Here is a 25,526-nt window from a genome sequence, read left to right as displayed (position 1 = left end):
AGAATGCCGAGCCTCAAGGACCTGAAAAACCGGATCTCCAGCGTGAAGAACACGCGGAAGATCACGAAGGCCATGCAGATGGTGGCCGCCGCGAAACTGCGGCGGGCACAGGATGCCGCCGAGCAGGCCCGCCCCTATGCGGAGCGCTTCAACGCGGTCATGGCGTCGCTGGCGGCTTCCGTCGGCGGCAGCGATACCGCGCCGAAGCTCCTGGCCGGGACCGGCCAGGACAAGGTGCAGCTTCTGATCGTGATGACAGCCGAGCGCGGTCTCTGCGGCGGCTTCAACAGCTCGATCGTGAAACTGGCGCGCAGCCACGCGGCCAAGCTCAAGTCCGAGGGGAAGGAAGTCAAAATCCTGACCGTCGGCAAGAAGGGCCGCGAGCAGCTCAAGCGCGACTGGGGTGATGCCTTTGTCGGGCACGTGGACCTGAGCGACGTCAAGCGCATCGGCTATGCCGACGCGCAGGGCATCGCCAAGGACGTGCTGACCCGCTTCGACAACGGCGAATTCGACGTGGCGACGCTCTTCTACTCGAAGTTCCACTCGGTCATCAGCCAGGAGCCGCTCACGCAGCAGGTCATCCCGGCCGACTACGAGAGCGCGACCGACGACGAGGCGCCCAAGGATCAGTCCGAAGCCGCGCTCTACGACTACGAGCCGGACGAGGAAGCCATTCTCGCGGACTTGCTTCCGCGCGGCGTGGCGACCCAGATCTTCGCCGCACTGCTGGAAAACGGCGCCTCGGAACAGGGCGCACGGATGAGCGCGATGGACAACGCGACCCGCAACGCGGGCGAGATGATCGACAAGCTCACCATCGAGTACAACCGTTCGCGTCAGGCCGTCATCACCAACGAACTGATCGAAATTATTTCGGGCGCCGAGGCGCTCTAACGAACCCGGAGACGAAACATGGCAAACGCTACTGGCAAGATCACCCAGGTGATTGGCGCCGTGGTCGACGTTCAGTTCGACGACCACCTGCCCGAGATTCTGAACGCGCTCGAATGTGACAACAACGGCAAGCGCCTGGTCATGGAAGTGGCCCAGCACCTTGGCGAGCGCTCCGTGCGCACCATCGCCATGGACTCGACCGAAGGTCTGGTCCGCGGTGCGAAGGTCACCGACACCGACGGCCCCATCTCGGTCCCGGTCGGCACGGCAACGCTCGGCCGCATCCTGAACGTGATCGGCGAGCCGGTCGACGAGAAGGGCCCCGTCGAGGCCGAGGAATACCGTCCGATCCACGCGCCCGCGCCCGACTTCGCCGCACAGGCGACCGAGGCCGAGGTGCTGGTCACCGGTATCAAGGTCATCGACCTGCTGGCGCCCTACGCGAAGGGCGGCAAGATCGGCCTCTTCGGCGGTGCCGGCGTGGGCAAGACCGTCCTCATCCAGGAGCTCATCAACAACATCGCGAAGGTGCACTCGGGTCTGTCCGTGTTCGCCGGCGTGGGTGAGCGGACCCGTGAGGGCAACGACCTTTACCACGAGATGATCGAATCCGGCGTTCTGACGCCCGACAACCTGCCCGATTCCAAGATCGCGCTGGTCTACGGCCAGATGAACGAACCGCCGGGTGCGCGTGCACGGATCGCCCTGACCGGCCTGACGCTGGCCGAGCAGTTCCGCGACGCGACCGGCACGGACGTTCTGTTCTTCGTCGACAACATCTTCCGCTTCACGCAGGCGGGTTCCGAGATGTCGGCGCTTCTGGGCCGCATTCCCTCTGCCGTGGGCTACCAGCCGACGCTGGCCACGGACATGGGCGCGATGCAGGAACGCATCACCTCGACCACCAACGGCTCGATCACCTCGATCCAGGCGGTCTACGTGCCCGCGGACGACCTTACCGACCCCGCGCCCGCGACCACCTTTGCCCACCTCGACGCGACGACCGTGCTTAACCGCGCGATCTCGGAGCTCGGCATCTACCCGGCCGTGGACCCGCTGGACTCCACTTCGCGCCTGATGGATCCGCAGATCATCGGCGAGGAGCACTACCAGGTGGCCCGTGACGTGCAGGGTATCCTTCAGCGCTACAAGTCGCTGCAGGACATCATCGCCATTCTCGGGATGGACGAGCTGTCGGAAGAGGACAAGCTGACCGTGGCCCGTGCCCGGAAGATCCAGCGCTTCCTGTCCCAGCCGTTCGACGTGGCGAAGGTGTTCACCGGCGCAGACGGCAAGCAGGTTCCGCTCGAGGAGACGGTGAAGTCGTTCAAGGCGGTTGTCGCCGGCGAGTACGACCACCTGCCAGAGGGTGCCTTCTACATGGTGGGCGGCATCGAAGAAGCCGTCGCCAAGGCCGAGAAGATGGCCAACGAGGCTGCCTGATCCACTGTGCGCGGGGGCGCGGCCTGCGCCCCCGGCGTGAAAGGAGTTACCCATGGCAGACACGATGCAATTCGACCTGGTCAGCCCCGAGCGCCGGCTGATGTCGGGCGAGGTGACCTCGGTCCTGATCCCGGGCGCCGAAGGCGACCTGACGATCATGGCCAACCACGCGCCGCTGATCACGACGCTGCGCCCCGGCATCATGACCGTCGAGGGCGAGAAGGGCACGAGCCAGTACATCGTCACCGGCGGTTTCGCCGAGATCGGTGAGAGCCTCACGGTTCTGGCGGAAAAGGCTCTCCCGCGCGAGGACGTCGACCAGGAGACCTACGAGGCGCTGGTGCAGGAGGCGCAGGACGCCTACCACCAGACCAAGGAGGCCTACGAGAACGAGCCGGGCCCCGTCGACGACGCGGCCAAGCTGCTGAACGACATGGTCGCCATCGGCGGCCACATCGGGCTCAGCCCGAAGCAGCCCAACCTCTGAGGTCTTCCGCAGACCGAGAAATCAAAACCCCCGGGCCCTGGTCCGGGGGTTTTTCTTTTCGCGGGCAGGCCGCGTCAGCCCATGGCCTCGATGACGGCCTCGGGGTGGGTCATCGGCAGCATGTGACCGGCCCCACGGACCACCCGTTCCTCGACATTGGGCAGGCGCGTGCGCAGGACCTCGTGGACCTGTCGCATGATGGCATCGGTGCCCTCGCCGCGCAGGAGGATCACCGGCACGTCGACCGCCTCGAGCCGCCCGGGCGCCAGCATGCCGATGCTGTCCTCGCTGAGCGCGGGTGCAGTGCCCGAGATGACCTGCATCCGCGCCGCCATGGTCTCGCGCTCCTCGGGGCGCAGGCTGTCCCAGGGGCGCGCGCCCCATGTTTCGGAAAAGCCCCTGGCGGCGTCCGCAAGATCGCCGGCGGCGAGGGCCGCGTTCCAGTGTGCGGTCTCGGCCTGATGCGCCTCCCAGGCGGGCGTGCCGCGGGCGGCTGCGAAGAGCACGGGTTCCACGAGGACAAGCCGCTTCAGGGGCGCGCGCTTTTCGAGGGCAAGGCGCAGGGCGACGGTGCCGCCGAGGCTGTGACCCACCACCGTGTCGCCGCCCCGCAGGAAGCTTTCGGCCATATCGGTGATGCGGTCGTGCAGGTCGGCGCCCGGCGGGATGGGGCCGCTGCGACCGTGGCCGGGCAGGTCGGGGGCCACCATGGCAAACCGGCTGTCGAGCGCCTTGCTCAGCGGCGCCCACATGCGCGAAGAGGCCAACCCGCAGTGCAGCAGCAGGGCGGGCGTCCCGCTGCCCCATTCGCGCCAGTGCGTGTCGAGGCCGGCGCGGATTTCCTGCGGCATCAGAGCTTGCCCGAAAGATGCAGGTCGAGATCCTCGAGCCGGTCCTGTCCCCAGAAGCGTTCGCGGTCGTCGACCACGTAGAAGGGGCTGCCGAAGACGCCCTTGGCCACGGCCTCCTCGAGGTTGGCAGAGTAGATCTCGGCCCCCTTGAGTATGCCGCTGTTGGTGAGGCTGGCATCGAACCCCGCCGTCGTGAGGCATTCCGCGATCACTTCGTCCTGGGCGATGTCCTTCTCCTCGGACCAGCAGGCCCGGAGGATGGCGTGGACAAGCTGACCCAGGTCGCCGGTGCCCGCGTCTTGCGCGGCGATGATGGCATAGGAGGAGGGCGCCGGATTCGTCGGCCAGTGCGCGGGGCGCAGGTTCAGGGGCATGTCGCGCTTCTTCGATTGGCGTAGAAGTTCTTGCGAGCGGTATTCCATGCGCGAGGGGTGCCGTTCGGAGGGCCTCGTGCCACCGGTGCGGTCGAACAGTGCCATGATGTCGAGCGGCTTGTAGGTCACGGTCGCACCGTGCTTTTCCGCGATCTTCTCCATGTCCGTCCCTGCCAGATAGGCAAAGGGCGAAAGGGTGGTGAAGAAATAGTCGATATGGGCCATGGAACACTCCGCCGGGGGTTACTGGCGGGCAGGGTAGGCCCATGCTAAGCGAGCCGCAACTTCACGAATCCGTCACGCACCGGAGCTGCCTCCCCATGCCCACCGTCGTAGAACCCAAGCTCATCGCCGGAAATTCCAACCTGCCGCTGGCCAATTCCATCGCCCGGCGGATGTCGCTTTACCGGGGCATGAGCGTCGGGCTCGTCGATGCGCGGGTCGAGCGGTTCAACGATGCCGAGATCTTCGTCGAGGTCTTCGAGAACGTCCGCGGCGAGGACATGTTCATCCTCCAGTCGACCTCGAACCCGGCGAACGACAACCTGATGGAGCTGCTGATCATGGCCGACGCGCTGCGTCGGTCGTCGGCGGCGCGCATCACCGCCGTGATCCCCTACTTCGGCTACGCCCGCCAGGACCGCCGTACCAAGGCGCGCACGCCCATCACATCCAAGCTCGTGGCCAACATGATCCACGAGGCGGGCATCGAGCGGGTCCTGACGATGGATCTGCACGCGGCCCAGATCCAGGGCTTCTTCGATATCCCGGTGGACAACCTCTACGCCTCGCCGATCTTCGCGTTGGACGTGAAGAAGCAGTTCGCCGGCCGCGAGAGCGAGCTGATGGTGGTGTCGCCCGACGTGGGCGGCGTGGCCCGCGCCCGCGAGCTTGCCAAGCGCATCGAGGCGCCGCTTTCGATCGTGGACAAGCGCCGCGAGAAGCCCGGCGAAGTGGCCGAGATGACGGTGATCGGCGACGTGAAGGACAAGGTCTGCCTGATCGTCGACGACATGTGCGACACCGCCGGCACGCTATGCAAGGCGGCCGAGGTGCTGCTGGGCCACGGCGCGACGGAAGTGCACGCCTACATCAGCCACGGCGTGATGTCCGGCCCGGCGGTCGAGCGGGTCACCAATTCCTACCTCAAGACGCTGGTCTTCACCGACAGCATCCAGCCGACCGAGGCGGTGGCCAACACCCACAACATCCGCATCCTGCCCATGGCGCCGATCTTCGCGCAGGCGATCCTCAACATCTGGAACGGCACCTCTGTGTCGTCGCTGTTCGAGACGGACACCATCGGGCCGATCTACGAAGGCATCCTCTGACACCCGGGGGGCAGGGCGCCTCGGAACCGGTCGGGGTGCCGGTCCGGGTGAACCCAATGAACGGCGAGAGTTGATCCCGGGAGGCGAGTGGCCCGCCGGGATCTGCACGTATTACGAAACATTCAATTTCTTCACGTTTTCTGAATATGTCTGTCGGAAACTCGGTGATAGCGTTATCGCTTCGCGGGCCGGACATGGTGCGCGGCCCTCGCCTCACCAAGAGACAGACCCATCATGCCAATCAGAGATCCCCTCATCGCCTCGTTCGCGACGGCGCCTTTCGGTCTGTGCCGATCTGCGTTCCCGCCGCATGCAGGCCTGTCCCGCCCGCGCCCGGACCGGGCGTCCGCTCCGGCCGGGGGGCTCTAGATGCCACGACAGGAAACCAAGAAGATGAAAGCGACGACGACCATGACCACCTCGGCCGTGGCCTCGACAATCACGATCGACGGCGAGGACTATGTCCTGACCTTCAACGACGAGTTCAACGGCTCGACCGCCGCGTTCTGGAAGGGGCACGGGTCGCGCGGGATCTGGTCGACCTCCTATTCGCCGCATCTCGATGACGCGCGCAGCAATGCCGCAAACAACGAACTGCAGTACTACGTCGACCCCGACATGGCGGGCTTTCCGGGGACTTTCTCGGTCGGGGGCGGGGTGCTGACGATCCACGCATCGCAGCTCGACGCCTCGCAGCAGGCGCTTGCCGACGGGCAGCTTTACAGCTCGGGCCTGATCGCGACCGAGATGAGCTTTCACATGAGCTACGGTTACATCGAACTGTCGGCAGACATCCCGGACCAGACGGGGTTCTGGAGCGCCTTCTGGCTGCTGCCCGCCGATGGCGACTGGTCCGCCGAGATCGACGTCTTCGAGTTCCTGGGCGAGGACGCGGACACGCTGCACACCAACGTCTGGAACGATGGCACCCCGAACGAGGAGGCCATTGCCACGGTTGGCGCCGGTGACGGGTTCCACACCTACGGGCTCTACTGGGACGAGGACGTGATCCGCTGGTACTACGACGGCCAGCAGGTCCGCGAGGAGGTCAACACCGTCGACGAGGAGATGTACCTGCTGTTCAACCTCGCGGTCGGCGGCTGGGCCGACGATCCCGACGCGAGCACCGATTTCTCGGACGGGCTGAGCATCGACTACATCCGCGTCTACGAGCTTGCTTCGGATCCCGACCGCAACGACGCGATCCAGGATGGCGGCTACGTCCCGACCGAGTATCACGCCGGGACCCCCGGCGACGACGTGATCCAGGGATCGCGCTGGGGCGATCTGGTCGAGGCGGGCACCGGCAACGATTCCGTCTACGGTGACGGGGGCGACGACCTGATCTCGGGCGAGGCAGGGGCCGACACGCTTTTCGGCAACGCAGGCGACGACATCCTCGACGGGGGCGCGGACCGGGACAACCTTGTCGGCGGCCAGGGAGCGGACACGCTCGACGGTGGCGCGGGGACTGACCACCTCTGGGGCGGCAGCTACGGCGCGGACGGCACGGCGGATGTCTTTGCCTTCCGCAGCGGCGGCGGCACCGACTACGTCCACGATTACGAGGACGGCATCGACCTGATTTCCCTTTCCGGCCCCATCGCCGGCTGGGAGCAGTTGTCCGGCGCGATCGTGGATCAGGGCTGGGCCAGCTACCTCAACCTCGCCTCGGCCGGCGGGGAGGCGGGGGACGGGCTCTACCTTGTGGGCGTCTCGGCGGCGCTTCTGGACGAGGGTGACTTTCTCTTCGGGGCGGTGGCGTAGTCCTACGGATCGGGCAGCCCGCAACAGGGCTGCCCCGGTCCGATGCATGGGCCGCGGCTTCAGCCGGCGTCGCGCTCGCGCTTGGCGGCATGCGTCCCTGAGGTCAGCTCCGTGGCGTCCACGCGGTGCTGGCTCCACTTGGTTTCGAGCAGCCAGGACACCTGGTCCGGCGGGATCGCCTTGTCGAAGAGGAACCCCTGGCCCATGGAGCAGTGCAGCGTCTCGATGTAGGCGCGGTCCTGTTCGGACTCGATGCCCTCGGCGGTGACGTCGAGTTCGAGCCCGTTCGCCAGCGCCATGATGCCGGTGACGATCTTCTGGTTCTGCGGTTCGGCGGCGATGTTGGTGACGAAGCTGCGGTCGATCTTGATCCGGTCGAAGGGCAGCTTGCGCAGGCTTGCGAGGCTCGAATAGCCGGTGCCGAAATCGTCGAGCGCGACCTTCACCCCGAGCGCCTTGAGCGCGTTCAGCTTGGCCCGCGCCATGTCGAAATCGTGGATGATCGAGCTTTCGGTGACCTCGATTGTCAGGCGCCTGGGGTCGAAGTCGCATTCCTTCAGGATCTCTTCGAGCTGCGCGACGAGGTTGGAATCGAGAAACTGGTGCGGCGAGATGTTGAAGGCGATGGTGAGTTCGCGGCCCCAGTCGCGTGCCGCCATGCAGGCCCGGTGCAGCAGGTTGAAGCCGAGATTGCCGATCTGGCCGCTGTCCTCGGCGATCTCGATGAAGACTTCGGGCGGTATCTCGCCGCGGGTGGGGTGTTTCCAGCGGGCCAGCACCTCGAACCCGCTGAGCTGGCCGGTGCCCATCTGGACGATGGGCTGGAACCAGGGCTCGATCTCGTACCGGGCGATGGCCTGACGCAGGTCGGCCTCGATCGCCGCGCGCTCGTGCGAGGGGCGGTCGAGTTCGGCGTCGTACCAGGTGAAGCGTCCGCGGCCTTCGCCCTTGGACATGTAGAGCGCCTTGTCGGCGCGCCGCAGGGCCTCGGAATGATCCGTGCCTGATTTCCAGGAAACGAGTCCGATGCTGAAGCCGACGTAGATGGCGTTGCCGGCGAAGCGGATGGGGCTTTCCATGGCGTGCAGCAGCCGGCGCGAGACCCGTTCGACCTGGTTCACGTCGACGCCCTCGGCGAAGATCACCGCGAATTCGTCGCCGCCGAGGCGCGCGATGGCGCCGGCGCAGCCCACCTCGGTGGTGAGGCGCGCGGCGATCTCGCACAGCGTGGCGTCGCCCGCCGCGTGGCCGTAGAGATCGTTCACGGGTTTGAAGCGGTCGAGGTCCACCATGGCGATGATCCGCTCGGGACGGAGGCGGCCGTCATGCTCGATCTGGTCGAGCCGCTCGGAAAAGGCGCGGCGGTTCATGAGACCCGTCAGCGGATCGTGGCGGGCGCTTTTCTCAGCGCTGGTCATGAGGCCTTCGCGCTCGGCGTTGAGTTTTCGCAGTTTTCGCAGCTGGTGGACACTGGTCACGGTCAGCGCCATGGTGATGTTGAGGAAAAGAAGCGCGATTGCTTCGAGGTTCCACTGCTCGTGTGCGTGGCTGAAGTCGTGGAAGCGATCAAAGACCTCGTGCTCGGAGAAGAGGCGCCAGAAGATAAGGGCGAGGGCGAACGCGGTCAGCGGAACCAGATTGTCCTTGGCGAACGACAAGGTCCTGACGATTCTGGTGGCTGTCATGGTTTTCCGCGCGCGGGGTGAGGTCCCGACGGTATTGACGCCGATCCCTTGCTCTTTTCTCAAGCCGGGTCGCCAAACCCGGCCGGATCTGTGGAATCTTTACAAAGAAGTTTATTGTTCCCGGCCCCCGGCTCAGACCATCTCGATCACGTTCTTGTCGATGGCGAGCACGTAGCCGCGCCGCGCGATGGTCTTGACCAGAAGCGCCCCCACCATCTGATTGCCGAGCCCGTCGCGCAGCCGCTTGATCCGGGTCGCGCCCGAGGCCTCGTCGCAGTCGGAGGGATCGCGGCCCGAGATCATGGCCTCGATCTCGGCGCCGGTCAGCATCTCGTCGTCAAGCCGCGCCTCGGCCAGCACGGCGAGCGTTTCGATCATGGCCTCGGTGAGCTTGAAGCCCATGGTGTTAAGATAGACGGTGTTTTCCTCGCGCGAGATGATGAGGGAGCTGACCTCGATGCCCGAGCGTTCGATGCGGGCCATGCGGCGGTTGAGCACGGCCAGCAGGACAAGGCAGACCAGCGCCGCGACCAACATGGCGGTGGCGAAGACCAGCAGGACGAAGATCACCATGCGGTAGCTCGCAAGTGTTTCGGAAAAGGCGGTGCCAGACTGGGCGAGGATCTCGAGCAGCCGGATCTCGGCCTGGCCGGCGAGGTCGTCGTTTTCCACGAAGATGCGCGCGACGCGATCGTTGAAGGCATTGGCGTCGGGCAGGGTGAGCATGAGCAGCACGCCGGCCACGACGAGGATCGCGACGATGGCCGCGATGCCGAGTGCCACGACGCGCTGGCCGGTGCGCAGGCTGTCAGTAACGGAGGTAGAAGGCACCGGCGTCCCTCCTTTGTCGCGCGGTGGGGGCGGAGGTGGAGAGCCCGGTCACGCCCAGCAGCTGCCAGCCGTCTCGCAGGCGGGCGGCGACGGTTTCCCGGGCCTCGGCCGCGTCGGGGCAGGCCCCGTCGAGATCCATGATGCCGTAATGCAGGCGGATGCCCGCGTCGCTGTCGCGGCGGGCCTTGTACTCGGCGTAGCAGGCGGCCTGTGCCGCGGCGGGCAGCAGCACGAGAGCAAGCAGGAGGGGGGCGAGGCGTGTCATGCAGAAACGATGCGCCGCAGAGGGTGGAAATTCAATGACCGTGGGGGCTTGGCGCGGCGTTATGGGATAACCGGCGGGTGTCATTGCCCGGCGTGACCGGGGCGTGGCGGGATGGGGAGAGGGGCGCCGTGACGCCCTGTTCCAGGCTTCAGGAGAGATCCCATGTTCATCCCGCGACTGACGACCCTCACCCTTGCCGCCGCGATCGCGCTTGCGGGGCTTGGTGCGCCCGCGCGCGCCGCCGATCCGCAGGACGACGCCCGCCTTGTCGGCACGGCGACCACGCTGTTCCTGCTCGGCAAGATCATCCAGAACCGGCAGGAGGACCGCCGCGACAGGGCCTCGCACCGGGCGCCGGAACGGTCCCCGGCCTTTCGCGACCGGGACCGATATGCGCCGCACTGGGCTGGCGACCGGCACCGCGGATACCGTCAGGGACCGCAGCGCCATGCCGGGCGGGCCTTGCCCCGGGCCTGCCGGATCGAGGTGCGCCACGGGCCCGCGCGCTACGACGGGCGCTGCCTCTATCGCTACGGCTACCGTCCCTGAGGCCTGGTCAGCCTCCGATCATGACGGGCGTGTCGAGCCAGTGTTCCTGCAGGTTGGGAGTGTCGCCGATGCGGTCGATGACGGCGAAGAGGCCCGGCGCGTGCAGTGGCGTGAGCACGCCGTGCCAGGTGCCCCGGTGGAGATTGATTGCCTGGCCGGGGGCCACCTCAAAGGCCTCGATGGGGCCGGGCGTGTCGCCGGGGCCGGCGACGATGACCAGCCAGGGGTTGCGGTGCATGGGGATGAAGGCCTGGCTGCCCTCGGGGTGCCGTTCGACCATCTCGAGGCTGTAGGGCAGGGCGCGCGGCTCGGCGCTGAAGAGGCTGATGCCGGCGCGGCCGTCCTCGCCAAAATCGAGCGTCGCGCGGTCGTGGTAGCGGCCGCAGAGCCCCTGGTTGATGAGCTTGTCGGGCGTGCCCTCGGTGTCGAGCAGGTCGCCGTAGGGCGCGAAGGCCGCGGCGGTGAGAGGTTGGATCTGGATCATGGGCGGTGGCCTCGGTCGTTGCGCTGGTTGTTTTGCCCTCACCCCGGCCCTCTCGCCCGAGGGGAGAGGGAGGGCGTCATCCTGGCCGTGTTGTGGGGTGTTGGCGAGGGTGGGGGCTCTGCCCCCGGCCCTTCGGGCCTCCCCCGAGGTATTTTCGGCGAGAAGAAGCCGGGGGCGGGCGCGTCAGAGGCTGAGGGCGGGGTGCCGGTTCACGTCCTTGTAGAGCAGGTAGCGGAAGGGGCCGGTGCCGGTGGCGACGCAGGCCTGCGGGCAGAAGGCGCGCAGCCACATGAAGTCGCCGGGGCCGACCTCGACCCAGTCGGTGTTGAGCAGATAGCGCGCAGTGCCTTCGAGCACGTAGAGCCCGTGTTCCATCACGTGGGTTTCGGCGAAGGGGATGCGGCCGCCGGGCTGGAAGGTCACGATATTCACGTGGAAGTCGTGGCGCATGTCGAGCGGGTCGATGAAGCGCTGGGTGGCCCACTTGTCGTCGCAGCCGGGCATGGAGACGGCGGGCACCTCGGTCTCGTGCAGGATCTTCGCCTCGAGGATCTGGTTGCCGGGGGCGGGCTCGTAGCGCTTGCGGATCCAGTGGAAGCCCGCGGGCGCGTCGGAGGTGTTCCAGATTTGCCAGAGGGCGCCCGCGGGGATGTAGGCGTAGTGACCCGCGCGGAGTTCCTGATGGTGGCCGCCGATGGAGAGCCGCAGCGTGCCGAAGGCCACGAAGAGCACCGCCTGCGCGGTGCGGTCGGGCTCGGGGTCGGCGCTGCCGCCGCCGGGGGAGAGTTCGACGGCGTATTGCGCGAAGGTCTCGGCGAAGCCCGAGAGCGGGCGGGCGAGGATCCAGAGCCTGTGGCCGACCCAGCCGGGCAGGAAGGAGGTGACGATGTCGCGTTGCGTCGTGGCCGGGATCACCGCGTAGGCATTGGTGAAGACGGCCTTGCCCTGCGGGGTTTCGGACTGGTCGGGATGGCCCCCGGGGGGGAAGGCGTAGGTGGTCAAATCATGGTCTCCAGCCGCAGGCGGGCGATGCGTTCGACCTGTCGGCAGGCCTCGGCGAATTCGGTCTCGCTATCCTGGTCGAGGCGGCGTTCGAAGGCCTGCAGGATGCCGGCCTTGTCGTGATCGCGCACAGCGATGATGAAGGGGAAGCCGTGGCGGGCCACGTAGGCCTCGTTGAGCTCGGTGAAGCGGGTGCGTTCGGCGTCGGTGAGCGCGTCGAGCCCGGCGCTGGCCTGTTCGGCGGTGCTTTCGCCCGTGAGGCGCTTGGCGGCGGCGAGCTTGCCGGCGAGGTCGGGGTGGGCGCGCAGCACGCCGAGGCGTTCCTCGTGAGAGGCGGAGCGGAAGGCGCGCGCCAGCGCGTTGGCAAGACCCGCGGGGCGGTCGTGGGCGGGGCCGAGTTCGAGGTCGAAGGCGCGTTCGGCCACCCAGGGGGAGTGTTCGTAGACGCCGCCGAAGCGTTCGATGAAGCGGGCGGCGGGCATCCGGCTGGGGCGCTCGGCGGGGGCCGCGGGCGGGTGTTCGCTGGCCCAGTGTTCGGCCACGTCGATGCGGCGCGGGGTCCAGACGCCCTCGAAGGCCGCGATGTAGTCGAGGAAGCGCTTCAGCCCCGCGATCTTGCCAGGGCGCCCGATCAGGCGGCAGTGCAGCCCGACGCTCATCATCGCGGGGCGGCCGGCCATGCCTTCGGCGTAGAGCGTGTCGAAGGCATCCTTGAGGTACTGGAAGAAGTGCTCGCCCGTGACCCAGCCGGGCATGGCGGCAAAGCGCATGTCGTTGGCTTCGAGCGTGTAGGGAATGACAAGCTGGTCGCGGTCGCCGACGCGCAGCCAGTAGGGCAGGTCGTCGTCGTAGGTGTCGGAGATGTAGTCGAGCGCGCCGGTCTCGGCGGTGAGGCGCACGGTGTTCATGCTGCAACGGCCGGTGTACCAGCCGCGCGGCGGTTCGCCCACCACCTCGGTGTGCAGGCGGATGGCCTCGGCGATCTGGGCGCGTTCCTCCTCTTCGGGCATACCGCGGTGCTCGATCCACTTCAGCCCGTGCGAGGCGAGCTCCCAGCCGGCGTCCTTCATGGCCTCGACCTGCTCGGGGCTGCGGGCGAGCGCCTGCGCGACGCCGTAGATGGTCACCGGGACCTTCGCCGCGGTAAAGAGCCGGTGCAGCCGCCAGAACCCCGCGCGGGCGCCGTATTCGTAGATGCTCTCCATGTTCCAGTGCCGCTCGCCCGGCCAGGGCTGGGCGCCCGAGATGTCCGAAAGGAAACCTTCGGAGGCGGTATCGCCGTGCAGGATGTTGTTCTCGCCGCCTTCCTCGTAGTTGAGCACGAACTGCACGGCCACCTTCGCGTCGCCGGGCCAGCGTGGGTCAGGGCGGTCGGGGCCGTGGCCGATCATGTCGCGGGGATATCTCTGCATCGGGGCCTCCTGCGGTGTCTTGCCCCTTCTTAAAGACGCAAAGCCCGCGGGGTTGCAAGAAACCGGGTGCGCGTCTGGACCTTGACGCCGAAAACGGGTTCCTTGGCGGGCAGATCGCAACAGGAGGCCCGGAATGGCGGACGGATACCTGACCACCCATGTGCTCGACACCGCGCGGGGCTGCCCGGCGGCGGGCCTGCGGATCGAGCTTTACCGCATCGAGGCCGAGGCGCGGGTGCTGCTGGCCGAGATGGTGACCAACGCCGACGGGCGGACCGACACGCCGATCCTGCCCGCGCGCGAGTTCCGCGTCGGGACCTACGAGCTGCTCTTCTTCGCGGGCGAATACCTGCGCGGTGCGGGGGCGGCGGGCGAGGAACCCCTCTTCCTCGACATGGTGCCGATCCGCTTCGGCATTGCCGAGGCGGACGCGCATTACCACGTGCCGCTGCTGCTGTCGCCCTACGGCTACTCGACGTACCGGGGCAGCTGAGGCGGGCACGGGCAGACGCGCCACGCTGAATAAAACGCGACTCCGGCGCTGGAGGGTTCCGGTCCCCGGGATATTTGCCGCGGTGCGGAACATGACCCGGAAGGACCCGTTCGTCAGCCAGGTGACTGCAAACGAGCGGAGGCCCGCATGATCCCCGAATGGCTACACGTGCTCTCCCTTGTCTCGCTCTTGGCGGGCGGTGTCTGCGCGGCGGTGATCGCCGTCGACGAATGGCGCGACCCACAGCACATGTGGATCATGAACCTCGTCTGGCCGTTGATCGCGCTCTTTGCCAGCGTGATCGCGCTGTGGGGCTATTTCGCCTACGGCAAGCTTGCCGCGCATAGCCGGGTCGCCCCCGCGATGGAACGCGGCGATCCGATGCCCAACAAGGCCAGGACGCCCTTTCCCGGCATGGTCGCCAAGGGCGCGGCCCATTGCGGCAGCGGCTGCGCGCTGGGCGACATTATCGCCGAATGGCTGGCCTTCTTCGTGCCGGCCATCGCCGTATGGCTGGGCTGGCAGAGCCTGTTCCCCGAAAAGATCTTCGCGGTCTGGGTGCTCGACTTCATCCTCGCCTTCGGCTTTGGCGTGGCGTTCCAGTATTTCACCATCAAGCCCATGCGCGGGCTTTCGGTGGGGCAGGGTCTGATCCAGGCGGTCAAGGCCGACGCGCTGTCGCTCACGGCATGGCAGGTGGGCATGTATGGCTTCATGGCCATCGCGCACTTCTGGATCTTCAAGCACCTGCTAGGCGTGAAGCTCGAGGTGCCGACGGTGGAGTTCTGGTTCATGATGCAGATCGCGATGCTCTGCGGTTTCGTGACATCCTACCCGGTGAACTGGTGGCTTATCCGTGCGGGCATCAAGGAAAAGATGTGAGGCGCACGACGGGCTTGCGACAGATCAAGGCAAGGAGACCGTGGGCGGGGCAGGATGACCGCGTCAGTCGGATCGAAGGAGGTTGCCATGATCCGTGTACTTCTGCCCCTTTCCCTGTTGGCCGGACCGGCCCTGGCAGGCCCCTATGACCACATGGGCGGCTGGGTCCATGGCTGGGGCCTGATGATGCTGAGCCCGGTTCTGTGGCTCCTGTTGCTGGGATTGCTCGTCGTTGCCGTGATCCGCGTCGCGCGTGGATCTCATGGCGCGCAGGCGCATGCCGCTTCGGTTCAGGAACAGCCGGAGCGCGACGCGCGTCTGGTGCGTGGCGGGAAGGGCGCCTAGACACCCGGCGGCCCGTCCCCCTGCATCTCCATGACCCCGGCGCTGTCGCGGGTCATGGACAGGAACGCCCGGCATGACTATGTAGCCCTGCCATGGCCAAGAAACCTGCACAGAACCCGAACTACAAGGTGATCGCCGAGAACCGGCGCGCGCGCTTCGACTACGCGATCGAGGACGATCTCGAGTGCGGGATCGTGCTGACCGGGTCCGAGGTGAAATCCCTGCGGCTCAACACCGCCAACATCGCCGAGAGCTACGCGGCCGTGGAGGATGGCGAGCTGTGGCTGGTGAATTCCTACATCGCCCCCTACGAGCAGGCCATGTTCGGCCACGAGGACCGGCGCAGGCGCAAGCTGCTCGCCTCGAAAAAGGAACTGGCGCGGCTCTGGAACGAGACCCAGCGCAAGGGCATGACCCTTGTGCCGCTGGTCCTGTATTTCAACCACAAGGGCGTCGCGAAGATCAAGATCGGCCTCGCCAAGGGCAAGAAGACCGTCGACAAGCGCGAGACCGAGGCCAAGCGGGACTGGAACCGCCAGAAGCAGCGCCTGCTGAAGGAGCGCAACTGAGCCGGTCTTGCCACCGGACCTGAGCGCGTCTAATCAACACGGGATACGCGAGAGGAGCTTTTCATGGCGCCCGAGGATCCCCGGCTGCTGGTTTCCACCGACTGGCTTGAGCGGCATCTGTCCGACCCCGACCTGCGTGTGCTGGACGCAAGCTGGTACCTGCCCGGGAGCGACCGCGACCCGAAGGCCGAGTACGAGGCCGCACACGTGCCCGGCGCGCGCTTCTTCGACATCGACGACATGTCCGATCAGCGCTCAGAGCTGCCGCACATGGCGCCCCCGGTCGAGAAGTTCATGTCCCGCTGCCGCGCCATGGGCGTGGGCGACGGCCATCAGGTCGTGGTCTACGACGGGTCCGGCATGTTTTCCGCCGCGCGCGTCTGGTGGCTGTTCCGCCTGATGGGCAAGGAGGACGTGGCCGTGCTCGACGGCGGCTTGCCGAAGTGGCAGGCCGAGGGCCGCCCCGTGGAGGACATGCCGCCCATCGTGCGCGACCGCCACATGACCGTCCGCCGCCAGGCCCACATGGTCCGCGACGTGACCCAGGTGTCCGAGGCCTCCAAGCTGCGCGATACCGAGATCCTCGACGCCCGTGCGCCCGCCCGTTTTCGCGGGGAAGAGCCCGAGCCCCGCGAGGGGCTGCGCTCGGGGCACATCCCGGGCTCGAAGAACGTGCACTACCGCACGCTGCTGAACGATGACGGCACCATGAGGGACCCCGACGCCCTGCGCGCCACCTTCGAGGCCGCCGGCGTCGACCTTTCGAAGCCTGCCATCACCAGCTGCGGCTCCGGCGTCACCGCCGCGATCCTGAGCCTCGCGTTGGAACGGATCGGCAAGCAAGACCACTCGCTCTACGACGGGTCCTGGACCGAATGGGGCCAGTTCCCGACCCTGCCCGTAGCCACCGGAGACGATTGATGTTCGAGACCCTCAAGGAACAGCCCGCCGACAAGATCCTCATGCTCATGCAGGCCTACAAGGAGGATCCGCGCGAGCAGAAGGTGGACCTCGGTGTCGGCGTCTACAAGGATCCGCAGGGCCGCACGCCGATCATGCGCGCCATCAAGGCCGCCGAGAAGCAGCTCTGGGAGGTCGAGGAAACCAAGGCCTACACCGGGCTCGCGGGCGATCCCGCCTACGGCGACGCCATGGTGAACCTCGTGCTGGGCGACGCGGTGCCGCGTTCGAACGTGGCCGCGGCAGCGACGCCCGGCGGCACCGGCGCAGTGCGGCAGGGCTTCGACCTGGCCCGCATGGCGAGCCCCGGCGTCCGTGTCTTCCACAGCGACCCGACATGGCCCAACCACCTGTCGATCCTCGGCCACATGGGGATCGAGAAGGTCCCCTACCGTTACTTCGACGACGAAACCCGCGGCGTCGATTTCGACGGCATGATGGAGGACATCGGCAAGGCCGGTAAGGGCGACGTGGTGCTGCTGCACGGCTGCTGCCACAACCCCACGGGTGCCAACCTGAACCCCAGCCAGTGGAAGGCCGTCATCGACCTGCTGCTGGAAACCGGCGCGACGCCCATGATCGACATCGCCTACCAGGGCTTCGGCGACGGTCTCGACGCCGACGCCGAGGGCGTGCGCATGGTGGCCTCCTCTGTGCCCGAGTGCCTGATCGCGGCGAGCTGCTCCAAGAACTTCGGCATCTACCGCGAGCGCACCGGCATCCTGATGGCGGTCTGCAACGATCCCGCGAAGCAGAAGCTGAACCAGCAGACGCTGAACTACCTCAACCGGCAGAACTTCTCGTTCCCGCCGGACCACGGCGCGCGGCTGGTGACCATGGTGCTGAACGATCCCGAGCTGCGCGGCGACTGGGCCGCCGAGCTCGAGGACGTGCGCCTGACCATGCTGGGCCTGCGCGAACAGCTCGCCGCCGAGCTTCAGCGCCTGACCGGGTCGGACCGCTTCGGCTTCCTCGCGCAGCACCGGGGCATGTTCTCGCGCCTCGGCGCGACGCCCGAACAGGTCGAGGCCATGCGCGAAAGCCACGGCATCTACATGGTGGGCGATTCCCGCTTCAACGTGGCGGGCCTGAACAAGGACACCGTTCCGGTTCTGGTCGAGGCCATCGTCAAGGCGGGCGTCTGATCCGCAGATCCTGACGGGGCGGCCCCTGCGCCGCCCCTCGCACGCGCCGCGAGGGCAGGCTTGCCCGGACGCGGCGCCCGTGCCACCGTCCCTGCCAAACGGAGGACCCCCATGCAGACCGCAGAGCGTCAGGGCACGCATCAGCTTCCGCAGGTGCACGAGCCGCGCAACCCGGGCATGGCGCTCGACATGGACCGCGTGCTCTCGCAGCGGGTGAACCGCTCGGCCGTGGAACGCCGCGCGGCGACCCTGCCGGGGCGGCGCAGCGTGAAGAAGGCGCACCAGGCGGCCTGGCTTGCGCGTGCCATCTCCTGCATCGACCTGACGACGCTCGCGGGCGACGACACGCCGGGCCGCGTGGCGCGGCTTTGCGCCAAGGCGCGGCAGCCTGTGCGCGCCGACCTGCTCGACGCCATCGGCCTGCCCGACCTCACGGTGGGGGCGGTCTGCGTCTACCACGACATGATCGCGCCCGCGGTGAAGGCGCTCGACGGATCGGGCATTCCCGTGGCCGCCGTCAGCACCGGCTTCCCGGCAGGCCTGTCGCCCTTCCACCTGCGCGTGGCCGAGATCGGCGAAAGCGTGAGCGCGGGAGCATCCGAGATCGACATCGTCATCTCGCGCCGCCACGTGCTCACTGGTGACTGGCAGGCGCTCTATGACGAGATGCGCGCCTTCCGCGCCGCCTGCGGCGAGGCGCACGTGAAGGCGATCCTTGCCACCGGCGAGCTTGGAACGCTGACCAACGTGGCGCGCGCCTCGATGGTCTGCATGATGGCGGGGGCGGATTTCATCAAGACCTCGACCGGCAAGGAAGGCGTGAACGCCACGCTGCCGGTGAGCCTCGTGATGATGCGGGCGATCCGCGAGTACTATGACCTGACCGGCTACCGCGTGGGCTACAAGCCCGCGGGCGGCATCTCCAAGGCCAAGGATTCGCTGGTCTACCTGTCGATGGTGAAGGAAGAACTGGGCGACCGCTGGCTGCGCCCGCATCTCTTCCGCTTCGGCGCGTCGTCGCTGCTGGGCGATATCGAGCGGCAGCTCGAGCACCACGTGACGGGCGCCTATTCCGCCGGCTGGCGCCACGCGATGGCGTGACGCCATGATGAACGATCCCCGCGTCCTGTTGATCGGCGTCTTCGTGGCGCTCTTCCTCGGGGCCAAGTCCTGGCGCCGCAAGAAGATCAAGCGCGCCGCGCGGGACCTGCCCACGCGCCTGCGGCGGCAGCTGGGCGAGGAGCCGGATTTCCTTCCGCCCCAGCCCACGCCCGAGGGGATGGAATCCTATGTCGCCCTGCACCGGCGCAGCGCCCGCGTCATGTACTTTGTCTGGGGGCTGGCCTTTCTCTGGCTGGCCTACGTCGCCTTCCTCCTGCTGAGAGGCCCGATCTGATGACCATCAAGGAAATCTTCGAGACCATGGATTATGGCACCGCCCCGGAATCCTCCGCCGATGCGCTGGCCTGGATCGTCGAGCAGGGGTCGCGCTTCGGCCACTTCATCGACGGGGCCATGACCACGCCGGGCGAAGGCTTCGAAAGCCGCAATCCCGCCACGGACGAGGTGCTGGCCACGCTGACGCAGGCCACGCAGGACGACGTGGATGCCGCCGTGACCGCCGCGCGGAGCGTGCAGCCCGGATGGGCGGCGCTGGGCGGCAAGGCGCGGGCGCGCTACCTCTACGCGCTGGCGCGCCTGGTGCAGAAGCATGCGCGGCTGCTGGCGGTGCTCGAGACGCTCGACAACGGCAAGCCGATCCGCGAAAGCCGCGACATCGACGTGCCGCTCGTGGCGCGGCACTTCTACCACCATGCGGGCCTCGCGCAGCTCATGGACAGCGAACTGCCGGGGATGGAGCCGCAGGGCGTCTGCGGGCAGATCATCCCATGGAACTTCCCGCTGCTGATGCTGGCGTGGAAGGTCGCCCCGGCGCTGGCGGCGGGCAACACCGTGGTGCTGAAGCCGGCCGAGTGGACCTCGCTCACGGCGCTCTGCTTTGCCGATCTCTGCCGGCAGGCGGGCCTGCCGCGCGGCGTGGTCAACATCGTGACCGGCGACGGGGCCGTGGGCGAGATGATCGTGAATGCCGACGTGGACAAGGTCGCCTTCACCGGCTCGACCGAGGTGGGGCGCAAGATCCGCGCCGCCACGGCGGGCCGCGACATCGCCCAGACGCTCGAGCTTGGCGGCAAGTCGCCCTACATCGTTTTCGAGGACGCCGATTTGGATTCCGCCGTCGAGGGGCTGGTGGACGCCATCTGGTTCAACGGTGGGCAGGTCTGCTGCGCCGGGTCGCGCCTGCTGGTGCAGGAAGGCGTGGCCGAGGAATTCCACGCGCGGCTCAAGCGCCGGATGGACAACCTGCGGGTGGGTGATCCGCTCGACAAGTCGGTGGACGTGGGGGCCATCGTCGATCCCGAACAGCTGGCCCGCATCCGCTCGCTCGTCGATCGTCACGCGGGCGAGGGCGAGGTGCACCGCGCCGCCTGCGCCATGCCCGACGGCTGCTTCTATCCACCCACGCTGATCTCGGGGCTCTCGCCCGCCTCTGCGCTGATGCAGGACGAAATCTTCGGCCCGGTGCTGGTGTCCTCGACCTTCCGCACGCCGGACGAGGCGGTGCAGCTTGCCAACAACACGCGCTACGGGCTGGCGGCCTCGGTCTGGTCCGAGAACCTGAACACCGCGCTCGATGTGGCGCCAAAGCTGGCGGCGGGCGTCGTCTGGGTGAACGGGTCGAACATGTTCGACGCGGCGGCGCCCTTCGGTGGCGTGCGCGAGTCGGGCTTTGGCCGCGAAGGCGGCTGGGAGGGGCTGGGCGCCTATCTCAAGGCACCCTCCGGCGCCGCACCGCTGGTGCGTACCGCCGCCTTTGTCGGCGAAACGGCAGAACCGCAGGACGTGGACCGCACTGCCAAGCTCTACATCGGCGGCAAGCAGGCCCGCCCCGATGGCGGTTATGCCCGCAACGTCTACGATGCCGAGGGCGCGCTGATCGGACAGGCGCCGCTGTCGAACCGCAAGGACCTGCGCAACGCGGTCGAGGCCGCGCGCGGTGCCAAGGCCTGGTCCGGGGCGAGCGCCCACAACCGCGCGCAGGTCATCTACTACATCGCCGAGAACCTTCAGGCCCGCGCGGACGAGATCGCCGCCCGCATCGACCGCCTGACCGGCGGAAGCGACGGCGCGGACGAGGTCGTGGCCTCGGTCGACCGGCTGTTCACCTACGGCGCCTGGGCCGACAAGTTCGACGGGCGCGTGGCGCAGGCCCCGGTGCGCGGCCTTGCCGTGGCGCTGCGCGAACCCTGCGGAGTGATCGGCGCTCTCTGCCCCGATGCGCACCCGCTGCTGGGGCTGGTGTCGGCCATGGGGCCGGCGCTCGCCATGGGGAATCGGGTGGTGCTGGTGGCCTCCGAACCCTTCCCGCTGATGGCGGCCGAGTTCATGCAGGTGCTCGAAACCTCGGACGTCCCGGCGGGGGTGGTGAACCTGCTGACTGGCAGCCATGCCGAGCTTGCGCCGGTCATGGCCAAGCATCTGGACGTCGACGCGGTCTGGTCCTTCTCGGACCCCGAGCTTGCCGAAGTGGTGGAGCGCGAGGGCGCGGGAAACCTCAAGCGGACATGGGTCGAAACCACCGCGCGCGACTGGATGGGGCCGGCGGGCGAGGGGCAGCTCTTCCTCGAGGCGGCGACCGAGGTGAAAACCGTCTGGGTGCCCTACGGGGCTTGAAACCGGCGCTTTCGATGGCGAAATGACGGGGCGACGGTGGGCTTTCCCGCCGTCCCGGCGCCGTCACGTCCCATGACATTGAGATTTCGCGGGCCGGGTGCTATCCTATGTTACGTCTTGCGCCGGGGCGCGTTCCGGCGCGTGGAGTGAAGGAGGACTATGTCCTGTTACCTCATGCAGGTGCGGCGCAGGCCGCTGACGCGGGGATGCCCATGGGCGTGACCCAGCTTGAACTGACCGGAGAACGACTGCTCGATGCCGTTCTCACCACCCTCTCAGACAACAAGGCCGAGGATGTCGTGCAGATCGACCTGCGCGGAAAGACGGCCGTCTGCGACTACATGGTGATCTGCACCGGGCGCTCGTCGCGCCAGGTGGCGGCGATCGCCGACAAGGTGGAAGAGACGCTGAAGCAGGATCACGGTGTCCTGTGCAAGTCCGAGGGCAAGGAAGGCGGCGATTGGGTTCTGATCGACGCAGGGGACGTGCTTGTGCATGTCTTCCGTCCCGAGGTGCGCGAGTTCTACCAGCTTGAGAAGATGTGGCAGCCGGTAAACGGCGCCGAGGCACAGACCGCGCTCCGCTGACATGCGGGTGCATCTGAGCGCGGTGGGACGGCTGCCCGGCCGCTCCGAGGAACGTGCGCTGGTCGACGACTACGTCTCGCGCTTTGCCGCGGCGTCCAAGCCCCTGGGCTGGCGCTTCGGCGGCGAGCACGAGGTCGACGACCGCAAGGGCGGCGGCCCCGCCGGCGAGGCGGAGCTGCTGAGGAAGGGCCTGCCCAAGGGCGGGCTTGTCGTCTGCATGGACGAACGCGGCGCGACGCTGAGTTCCCCCGATCTTGCCGAAAAACTGCGAGGCTGGGCCGACACCGGCCGACCTGACGTGTCCTTCGTCATCGGCGGGGCCGACGGGCTGGCGCGCGATTTCGTGGCCGAGGCCGATTTCAGCCTGTCGCTGGGGGCCATGGTCTGGCCCCACAAGCTGGTGCGGGTGATGATGGCCGAGCAACTCTACCGCGCGGCGACGATCCTGACGGGCAGTCCCTATCACCGTGCCTGAGGGGCCTCAGGTGTAGGCGATCCAGAGCAGGACCGCGCCGAGGATCACCCGGTAGACCACGTAGGGTGTGAAGCTGATCTTCTTCGTCAGCGGCATCATGATCGCGAGCGCCGCCAGTGCTGCGAGAAAGGCCAGCGCGGCGCCGATGGCGCCGTCGCGGGCCACCTGCGCGTTGGCGTCGGCCGCCACCTCGATGGTCAGCAAGGCGCCCGAGGCGAGGATGGTGGGAATGGACATCAGCATCGCGATGCGCGCGCCGTCGTGGCGATCGTAGCCCAGTTGTCGGGCCCCGGTGATCGTGATGCCCGAGCGCGAGGTGCCGGGAAACAGCGCAATCGCCTGCCATAGCCCCATGATGACAGCTTGCCTAAGTGTCCAGTCCTCGAAGGTCCTTGTTTCCGGGGCGCGCTGGTCGATTACGTAGAGAAGGATGCCGAAGCCCAGCATGGTCCAGCCGATCACCTTGATCGAGCGCAGGGCTTCGGAAAGCCCCGTCACGCTGAGGAACAGGCCGAGAATGATGACCGGGATCGTTGCGATGAGCAGGTTGAGCGCAAGCCGGGCATTGGGCGTGTCCACCTTGCCGGTCAGCATGCGGCCCGTCCCCTGCAGTGCGTCTTTCACGTCCGACCAGAAGTAGAGCACCACGGCCCCCAGCGTGCCCACATGGACGGCAACGTCCAGTGCCTGTCCCTGGTCGGCCATGCCTGTCAGGCCGGGAAGAAGAATCAGGTGACCTGAAGACGAAATCGGTAAAAACTCGGTAATGCCCTGGATCAGCGCCAGGATCAGGAGATGGGTAAGGGTCATGGCAAATCGCTCCGCACCGTATGGCGACAGCTATACAGACCGCGATTTTGAGCGAAAGAGAGAGGTTAGGTCCGGATTGATACCTAAAAACTCTCTTTTCCGACACGGATTGGTTGCCGAAGCGTAAAAAATCTCCATATATGTCAGTAAGGCTGACTTTTATTGCGCCCGGCATATGGTGTAAGACCCGCGCAACCCCCGGACTTCGGAGAGATCCAGATGGCCAAGACGCCGATGCTCAAATTCGTTCACACCCCGCGGCAGATGCCCCTGAAGCGGGAGGCCGGTGTGCGGAAAGAGGACTTCGACGAGATCTACGCGGAGTTCGCCGACCAGAAGGCTGCCGAGCAGTCGGGCCGCTGCAGCCAGTGCGGCGTTCCCTACTGCCAGTCCCACTGCCCGCTGCACAACAACATCCCCGACTGGCTTAAGCTCACCGCCGAGGGGCGGCTTCAGGAAGCCTACGAGATCAGCCAGCTGACCAACACCTTTCCCGAGATCTGCGGCCGCATCTGCCCGCAGGACCGTCTCTGCGAAGGCAACTGCGTGATCGAGCAGTCGGGCCACGGCACCGTCACCATCGGCGCGGTCGAGAAGTACATCACCGACACCGCCTGGGAAGAAGGCTGGGTGAAACCCATCACGCCCTCCGAGGAACGCCGTGAAAGCGTTGGCATCATCGGTGCCGGCCCCGGCGGGCTTGCCGCGGCGGACTACCTGCGCCGTGCGGGCCTTCAGGTGACCGTCTACGACAGCCACGACCGCGCGGGCGGGCTGATGACTTACGGCATTCCCGGCTTCAAGCTGGAGAAGCCCGTCGTCATGCGGCGCAATGAACAGCTCGAGGCCGGCGGCGTCCGCTTCGTGCTGAACTGCCGCGTGGGCGAGGACATGAGCTTCGAGGACATCCGCGAACAGCATGACGCGGTCATCATCGCCACCGGCGTCTACAAGTCCCGCGATCTCAAGGGGCCCGGATCGGGCGCCAAGGGCATCGTGCGGGCCATCGACTACCTGACCGCCTCGAACCGCGCGTCGAACTTCGGCGATGACGTGCCCGAGTTCAAATCCGGCGAGCTCAATGCTGACGGCAAGCGGGTCGTGGTCATCGGCGGCGGCGATACGGCAATGGACTGCGTCCGCACCGCCATCCGCCAGGGCGCGACCAGCGTGAAGTGCCTCTACCGCCGCGACCGCGCCAACATGCCCGGCTCGCAGCGCGAGGTGGCCAACGCCGAGGAAGAGGGCGTGGTCTTCGAATGGCTGACGGCGCCCGTGGGCTTCAAGGGCGAACCGGTCGAGGGCGTGCTGGCGCAGAAGATGCGTCTGGGCCTGCCCGACGCCACCGGCCGCCAGAGCCCCGAGGTGATCGAGGGATCCGACTACGAGGAACCCGCCGACCTCGTCATCAAGGCGCTGGGTTTCGAGGCCGAGGAACTGCCCACCCTCTGGGGGCAGCCCGAACTGGAAGTGACCCGCTGGGGCACCGTGAAGGCCGAGTTCACCACCGGCCGCACCAGCCTGCCGGGCGTCTACGCCGTGGGCGACATCGTGCGTGGCGCGAGCCTCGTGGTCTGGGCGATCCGCGACGGGCGCGACTGCGCCGATGCGGTGCTCGGGGACCTGGCCCCGGCGGGGGCCATCGCAGCCGAGTGAATGCGGTTTGGGTCAGCGGAACTGACCTTTCATCGAAACGTGACGCGGAGGGGGACCATGACTGCGACGACGGGACGCTGCCTCTGCGGGGACGTCACGGTGAAGGTTTCGGCACCCATGGCCGAAATCTCGGGCTGCTTCTGCGAGAACTGCCGCCGCTGGGGCGGGGGCGTGCAGTTCGGCATCGAGGTCCCGGAGGAACAGTGCCGCTTCGAGGGGCCTGTGAAGGTGCATCGCTCGTCGCGTCTGGCCGAACGGGCTTGGTGCGACACCTGCGGCTCGGCGCTCTACTTCCGCTACGTGGAAGGCGCCGACGCCGGCTACTTTGAAATTGTGCCGGGTCTTTTCGAAGACGCCGGCGGGGCGCGTCTGACGCGCGTTGTCTATGCCGACCGGGCGGTTGGCGGAATTGAACTGGCGGGCGACCACGAGAGGGTCAGCCGTGCCGCGTATCAGGCGGGTAATCCGCATCTGGATCAGGAGGTTTGACC

28 protein-coding genes are annotated in these 25,526 nt (G+C 67.3%); 19 read left to right on the top strand and 9 right to left on the bottom strand.

Annotated elements, in window-relative coordinates:
- Positions 1–3 precede the first annotated feature (3 nt).
- The 3 genes from C8N44_RS07100 to C8N44_RS07090 are packed head-to-tail and all read left to right on the top strand — an operon-like array spanning position 4 to position 2,827.
- Entirely contained in the window at positions 4–897 is an 894-nt protein-coding gene (locus C8N44_RS07100; protein ID WP_107975491.1) for a F0F1 ATP synthase subunit gamma, read from the top strand.
- Between the two features lie 18 nt (positions 898–915).
- Positions 916–2,340 (top strand): F0F1 ATP synthase subunit beta, encoded by a 1,425-nt coding sequence (atpD, locus tag C8N44_RS07095; RefSeq protein WP_107975490.1) that lies wholly within the window; start codon positions 916–918, stop codon positions 2,338–2,340.
- Positions 2,341–2,392: 52 nt separating this feature from the next.
- Positions 2,393–2,827, top strand: coding sequence for a F0F1 ATP synthase subunit epsilon (locus tag C8N44_RS07090; protein ID WP_107975489.1), 435 nt, complete (start codon positions 2,393–2,395; stop codon positions 2,825–2,827).
- 74 nt (positions 2,828–2,901) lie between these two features.
- On the opposite strand, the gene C8N44_RS07085 is transcribed toward C8N44_RS07090, so the two are convergent.
- Both C8N44_RS07085 and C8N44_RS07080 read right to left on the bottom strand, forming a co-directional pair.
- Positions 2,902–3,678: an alpha/beta fold hydrolase gene (locus C8N44_RS07085; RefSeq protein ID WP_107975488.1), complete on the bottom strand. Its 777-nt coding sequence runs from the start codon at positions 3,676–3,678 to the stop codon at positions 2,902–2,904.
- Positions 3,678–4,277: a 2-hydroxychromene-2-carboxylate isomerase gene (locus tag C8N44_RS07080; protein ID WP_107975487.1), complete on the bottom strand. Its 600-nt coding sequence runs from the start codon at positions 4,275–4,277 to the stop codon at positions 3,678–3,680. The genes C8N44_RS07085 and C8N44_RS07080 overlap by 1 nt, the downstream gene beginning before the upstream one ends.
- A gap of 95 nt (positions 4,278–4,372) precedes the next feature.
- Between C8N44_RS07080 and C8N44_RS07075 the strand changes: the two genes are divergently transcribed.
- Together C8N44_RS07075 and C8N44_RS24030 are read left to right on the top strand one after the other, a co-directional pair.
- Positions 4,373–5,383 carry a ribose-phosphate pyrophosphokinase gene (locus tag C8N44_RS07075; protein ID WP_107975486.1) on the top strand — a complete coding sequence of 337 codons (1,011 nt, stop codon included), beginning with the start codon at positions 4,373–4,375 and terminating at the stop codon, positions 5,381–5,383.
- 393 nt (positions 5,384–5,776) lie between these two features.
- Complete coding sequence (locus C8N44_RS24030) at positions 5,777–7,150, top strand: family 16 glycosylhydrolase (protein WP_280514075.1); 1,374 nt, start codon at positions 5,777–5,779, stop codon at positions 7,148–7,150.
- A 59-nt stretch (positions 7,151–7,209) separates the two neighbouring features.
- On the opposite strand, the gene C8N44_RS07065 is transcribed toward C8N44_RS24030, so the two are convergent.
- From C8N44_RS07065 to C8N44_RS07055, 3 genes are all read right to left on the bottom strand, one after another.
- Positions 7,210–8,835 carry a putative bifunctional diguanylate cyclase/phosphodiesterase gene (locus C8N44_RS07065; RefSeq protein ID WP_107975484.1) on the bottom strand — a complete coding sequence of 542 codons (1,626 nt, stop codon included), beginning with the start codon at positions 8,833–8,835 and terminating at the stop codon, positions 7,210–7,212.
- A 132-nt stretch (positions 8,836–8,967) separates the two neighbouring features.
- Complete coding sequence (locus C8N44_RS07060) at positions 8,968–9,618, bottom strand: winged helix-turn-helix domain-containing protein (RefSeq protein WP_188758658.1); 651 nt, start codon at positions 9,616–9,618, stop codon at positions 8,968–8,970.
- A 25-nt stretch (positions 9,619–9,643) separates the two neighbouring features.
- Positions 9,644–9,931, bottom strand: coding sequence for a hypothetical protein (locus tag C8N44_RS07055; protein WP_107975482.1), 288 nt, complete (start codon positions 9,929–9,931; stop codon positions 9,644–9,646).
- A 162-nt stretch (positions 9,932–10,093) separates the two neighbouring features.
- Here C8N44_RS07055 and C8N44_RS07050 point away from each other — a divergent pair, with 162 nt between their 5' ends.
- Positions 10,094–10,480: a hypothetical protein gene (locus tag C8N44_RS07050; RefSeq protein ID WP_107975481.1), complete on the top strand. Its 387-nt coding sequence runs from the start codon at positions 10,094–10,096 to the stop codon at positions 10,478–10,480.
- 7 nt (positions 10,481–10,487) lie between these two features.
- Here C8N44_RS07050 and C8N44_RS07045 read toward each other — a convergent pair whose 3' ends face one another.
- The 3 genes from C8N44_RS07045 to puuE all read right to left on the bottom strand — a co-directional run bounded on the left by C8N44_RS07045 (position 10,488) and on the right by puuE (position 13,378).
- The gene (locus C8N44_RS07045) at positions 10,488–10,964 is read right to left on the bottom strand and encodes an ureidoglycolate lyase (RefSeq protein ID WP_107975480.1); all 477 of its coding nucleotides are present in this window, start codon (positions 10,962–10,964) and stop codon (positions 10,488–10,490) included.
- Positions 10,965–11,147: 183 nt separating this feature from the next.
- Complete coding sequence (locus C8N44_RS07040) at positions 11,148–11,966, bottom strand: bifunctional allantoicase/(S)-ureidoglycine aminohydrolase (protein ID WP_107975479.1); 819 nt, start codon at positions 11,964–11,966, stop codon at positions 11,148–11,150.
- The gene (gene puuE / locus C8N44_RS07035) at positions 11,963–13,378 is read right to left on the bottom strand and encodes an allantoinase PuuE (protein ID WP_107975478.1); all 1,416 of its coding nucleotides are present in this window, start codon (positions 13,376–13,378) and stop codon (positions 11,963–11,965) included. The genes C8N44_RS07040 and puuE overlap by 4 nt, the downstream gene beginning before the upstream one ends.
- Positions 13,379–13,511: 133 nt before the next feature.
- Between puuE and uraH the strand changes: the two genes are divergently transcribed.
- The 11 genes from uraH (at position 13,512) to C8N44_RS06980 (ending at position 22,569) form a co-directional block, all read left to right on the top strand.
- Positions 13,512–13,871: a hydroxyisourate hydrolase gene (gene uraH / locus C8N44_RS07030; protein WP_107975477.1), complete on the top strand. Its 360-nt coding sequence runs from the start codon at positions 13,512–13,514 to the stop codon at positions 13,869–13,871.
- A 147-nt stretch (positions 13,872–14,018) separates the two neighbouring features.
- A complete protein-coding gene (locus tag C8N44_RS07025) occupies positions 14,019–14,753 on the top strand; it encodes a DUF4396 domain-containing protein (RefSeq protein ID WP_107975476.1) in 735 nt (244 codons plus the stop codon).
- An 87-nt stretch (positions 14,754–14,840) separates the two neighbouring features.
- Entirely contained in the window at positions 14,841–15,098 is a 258-nt protein-coding gene (locus C8N44_RS07020) for a hypothetical protein (protein WP_107975475.1), read from the top strand.
- A gap of 92 nt (positions 15,099–15,190) precedes the next feature.
- Positions 15,191–15,667 carry an SsrA-binding protein SmpB gene (smpB, locus tag C8N44_RS07015; RefSeq protein ID WP_107975474.1) on the top strand — a complete coding sequence of 159 codons (477 nt, stop codon included), beginning with the start codon at positions 15,191–15,193 and terminating at the stop codon, positions 15,665–15,667.
- A gap of 63 nt (positions 15,668–15,730) precedes the next feature.
- Positions 15,731–16,588 (top strand): 3-mercaptopyruvate sulfurtransferase, encoded by an 858-nt coding sequence (sseA, locus tag C8N44_RS07010; RefSeq protein ID WP_107975473.1) that lies wholly within the window; start codon positions 15,731–15,733, stop codon positions 16,586–16,588.
- A complete protein-coding gene (locus tag C8N44_RS07005; RefSeq protein ID WP_107975472.1) occupies positions 16,588–17,772 on the top strand; it encodes an amino acid aminotransferase in 1,185 nt (394 codons plus the stop codon). Before sseA ends, C8N44_RS07005 begins: the two co-directional genes overlap by 1 nt.
- Positions 17,773–17,883: 111 nt before the next feature.
- Positions 17,884–18,873, top strand: a complete 990-nt coding sequence (deoC, locus tag C8N44_RS07000; RefSeq protein ID WP_107975471.1) for a deoxyribose-phosphate aldolase — start codon at positions 17,884–17,886, stop codon at positions 18,871–18,873.
- A gap of 7 nt (positions 18,874–18,880) precedes the next feature.
- Positions 18,881–19,168 (top strand): hypothetical protein, encoded by a 288-nt coding sequence (locus C8N44_RS06995; protein ID WP_158274018.1) that lies wholly within the window; start codon positions 18,881–18,883, stop codon positions 19,166–19,168.
- Positions 19,168–21,507, top strand: coding sequence for an aldehyde dehydrogenase family protein (locus C8N44_RS06990; RefSeq protein WP_107975469.1), 2,340 nt, complete (start codon positions 19,168–19,170; stop codon positions 21,505–21,507). Before C8N44_RS06995 ends, C8N44_RS06990 begins: the two co-directional genes overlap by 1 nt.
- Before the next feature lie 206 nt (positions 21,508–21,713).
- A complete protein-coding gene (gene rsfS / locus C8N44_RS06985) occupies positions 21,714–22,094 on the top strand; it encodes a ribosome silencing factor (RefSeq protein WP_373282693.1) in 381 nt (126 codons plus the stop codon).
- Position 22,095: 1 nt separating this feature from the next.
- Positions 22,096–22,569 carry a 23S rRNA (pseudouridine(1915)-N(3))-methyltransferase RlmH gene (locus C8N44_RS06980; RefSeq protein WP_107975467.1) on the top strand — a complete coding sequence of 158 codons (474 nt, stop codon included), beginning with the start codon at positions 22,096–22,098 and terminating at the stop codon, positions 22,567–22,569.
- Between the two features lie 6 nt (positions 22,570–22,575).
- On the opposite strand, the gene C8N44_RS06975 is transcribed toward C8N44_RS06980, so the two are convergent.
- Positions 22,576–23,379, bottom strand: a complete 804-nt coding sequence (locus tag C8N44_RS06975) for an undecaprenyl-diphosphate phosphatase (protein ID WP_107975466.1) — start codon at positions 23,377–23,379, stop codon at positions 22,576–22,578.
- A gap of 219 nt (positions 23,380–23,598) precedes the next feature.
- On the opposite strand from C8N44_RS06975, the gene C8N44_RS06970 reads away from it, so the two are divergent.
- Both C8N44_RS06970 and C8N44_RS06965 read left to right on the top strand, forming a co-directional pair.
- The gene (locus C8N44_RS06970; protein ID WP_107975465.1) at positions 23,599–25,035 is read left to right on the top strand and encodes an NAD(P)-dependent oxidoreductase; all 1,437 of its coding nucleotides are present in this window, start codon (positions 23,599–23,601) and stop codon (positions 25,033–25,035) included.
- Positions 25,036–25,092: 57 nt separating this feature from the next.
- On the top strand, positions 25,093–25,524 hold the full coding sequence (locus C8N44_RS06965) for a GFA family protein (RefSeq protein ID WP_158274017.1): 432 nt from the start codon (positions 25,093–25,095) through the stop codon (positions 25,522–25,524).
- Positions 25,525–25,526 lie beyond the last annotated feature (2 nt).

It is taken from the genome of Allosediminivita pacifica, assembly GCF_003054175.1.
Classification (GTDB): domain Bacteria; phylum Pseudomonadota; class Alphaproteobacteria; order Rhodobacterales; family Rhodobacteraceae; genus Allosediminivita; species Allosediminivita pacifica.
Note: the sequence above shows the minus strand (reverse complement) of the source record. Positions and strands in the feature narration are given on the sequence as shown.

Excerpts from the sequence above, each read along its gene's own strand:
- C8N44_RS07100 (WP_107975491.1), top strand. The coding sequence starts at position 4 with ATGCCGAGCCTCAAGGACCTGAAAAACCGGATCTCCAGCGTGAAGAAC.
- atpD (WP_107975490.1), top strand. The coding sequence starts at position 916 with ATGGCAAACGCTACTGGCAAGATCACCCAGGTGATTGGCGCCGTGGTC.
- C8N44_RS07090 (WP_107975489.1), top strand. The coding sequence starts at position 2,393 with ATGGCAGACACGATGCAATTCGACCTGGTCAGCCCCGAGCGCCGGCTG.
- C8N44_RS07085 (WP_107975488.1), bottom strand. The coding sequence starts at position 3,678 with ATGCCGCAGGAAATCCGCGCCGGCCTCGACACGCACTGGCGCGAATGG.
- C8N44_RS07080 (WP_107975487.1), bottom strand. The coding sequence starts at position 4,277 with ATGGCCCATATCGACTATTTCTTCACCACCCTTTCGCCCTTTGCCTAT.
- C8N44_RS07075 (WP_107975486.1), top strand. The coding sequence starts at position 4,373 with ATGCCCACCGTCGTAGAACCCAAGCTCATCGCCGGAAATTCCAACCTG.
- C8N44_RS24030 (WP_280514075.1), top strand. The coding sequence starts at position 5,777 with ATGAAAGCGACGACGACCATGACCACCTCGGCCGTGGCCTCGACAATC.
- C8N44_RS07065 (WP_107975484.1), bottom strand. The coding sequence starts at position 8,835 with ATGACAGCCACCAGAATCGTCAGGACCTTGTCGTTCGCCAAGGACAAT.
- C8N44_RS07055 (WP_107975482.1), bottom strand. The coding sequence starts at position 9,931 with ATGACACGCCTCGCCCCCCTCCTGCTTGCTCTCGTGCTGCTGCCCGCC.
- C8N44_RS07050 (WP_107975481.1), top strand. The coding sequence starts at position 10,094 with ATGTTCATCCCGCGACTGACGACCCTCACCCTTGCCGCCGCGATCGCG.
- C8N44_RS07045 (WP_107975480.1), bottom strand. The coding sequence starts at position 10,964 with ATGATCCAGATCCAACCTCTCACCGCCGCGGCCTTCGCGCCCTACGGC.
- puuE (WP_107975478.1), bottom strand. The coding sequence starts at position 13,378 with ATGCAGAGATATCCCCGCGACATGATCGGCCACGGCCCCGACCGCCCT.
- uraH (WP_107975477.1), top strand. The coding sequence starts at position 13,512 with ATGGCGGACGGATACCTGACCACCCATGTGCTCGACACCGCGCGGGGC.
- C8N44_RS07025 (WP_107975476.1), top strand. The coding sequence starts at position 14,019 with ATGATCCCCGAATGGCTACACGTGCTCTCCCTTGTCTCGCTCTTGGCG.
- C8N44_RS07020 (WP_107975475.1), top strand. The coding sequence starts at position 14,841 with ATGATCCGTGTACTTCTGCCCCTTTCCCTGTTGGCCGGACCGGCCCTG.
- smpB (WP_107975474.1), top strand. The coding sequence starts at position 15,191 with ATGGCCAAGAAACCTGCACAGAACCCGAACTACAAGGTGATCGCCGAG.
- sseA (WP_107975473.1), top strand. The coding sequence starts at position 15,731 with ATGGCGCCCGAGGATCCCCGGCTGCTGGTTTCCACCGACTGGCTTGAG.
- C8N44_RS07005 (WP_107975472.1), top strand. The coding sequence starts at position 16,588 with ATGTTCGAGACCCTCAAGGAACAGCCCGCCGACAAGATCCTCATGCTC.
- deoC (WP_107975471.1), top strand. The coding sequence starts at position 17,884 with ATGCAGACCGCAGAGCGTCAGGGCACGCATCAGCTTCCGCAGGTGCAC.
- C8N44_RS06995 (WP_158274018.1), top strand. The coding sequence starts at position 18,881 with ATGAACGATCCCCGCGTCCTGTTGATCGGCGTCTTCGTGGCGCTCTTC.
- C8N44_RS06990 (WP_107975469.1), top strand. The coding sequence starts at position 19,168 with ATGACCATCAAGGAAATCTTCGAGACCATGGATTATGGCACCGCCCCG.
- rsfS (WP_373282693.1), top strand. The coding sequence starts at position 21,714 with ATGCCCATGGGCGTGACCCAGCTTGAACTGACCGGAGAACGACTGCTC.
- C8N44_RS06980 (WP_107975467.1), top strand. The coding sequence starts at position 22,096 with ATGCGGGTGCATCTGAGCGCGGTGGGACGGCTGCCCGGCCGCTCCGAG.
- C8N44_RS06975 (WP_107975466.1), bottom strand. The coding sequence starts at position 23,379 with ATGACCCTTACCCATCTCCTGATCCTGGCGCTGATCCAGGGCATTACC.
- C8N44_RS06970 (WP_107975465.1), top strand. The coding sequence starts at position 23,599 with ATGGCCAAGACGCCGATGCTCAAATTCGTTCACACCCCGCGGCAGATG.
- C8N44_RS06965 (WP_158274017.1), top strand. The coding sequence starts at position 25,093 with ATGACTGCGACGACGGGACGCTGCCTCTGCGGGGACGTCACGGTGAAG.